Source organism: Mangrovicoccus sp. HB161399 (genome assembly GCF_013184745.1).
Taxonomy (GTDB): domain Bacteria; phylum Pseudomonadota; class Alphaproteobacteria; order Rhodobacterales; family Rhodobacteraceae; genus Mangrovicoccus.
In genome coordinates this window covers 1-556 of sequence record NZ_JAATVU010000316.1, presented here as the reverse complement: position 1 = coordinate 556, position 556 = coordinate 1, and the positions used below count along the sequence as shown (strand labels likewise).

Annotated in this window: 1 pseudogene; it reads left to right on the top strand. The window is 58.3% G+C overall.

Annotated elements, in window-relative coordinates:
• Positions 1 to 199: 199 nt before the first annotated feature.
• Positions 200 to 556: pseudogene (locus HCC78_RS34420) on the top strand (hypothetical protein); the annotation flags it as partial.

The window sequence follows — 556 nt, the reverse complement described above, 5'->3', positions numbered from 1 at the left end:
TCCCAAGCCCGCCGGACCGGCGCTGTTGTCACATTTTTGGCCTTTCGGCCTTAACAATATCAATTGCTTACGCGTCTAGCTGTCGAACTCCGGTTACCCACATGTGGTGCGGTGAATTGATTCAGCTACCAGCCTTGGCCTTGGCGACAATGACAGGATCATGATTCGTCATGTGGCACCGAATGTGTGAGGTGCGGGCATGGGACAGAGCTGGGTGGAAACGGAAACCGCCGGATGCGACTTGGGGGATGAGCGGTTGAACCGCAGGCTGCCCGAGATGGGATGGTTGCCGCCCTCCCCAGACGGCATCGCGATGTGCCAAGGTCGTGGTGATGAAAGCCACGGAAGCGGAGAGGACGGCGAAATGAAGGATACGATGATCGGCGTGGATCTGGCAAAGAGCGTTTTCCTGGTTCACGGGGCTTCCATCACCGGGCATGTGAAGTTCCGCAGGAAGCTGACGCGCCGTAAGCGGTGCTCCCGGCTCACGGGATCTCAGGTTGACGGCTTGAAATTCCATGGAAGAAGTTCGTCGATGCGCTTCTGCGGATGCCCG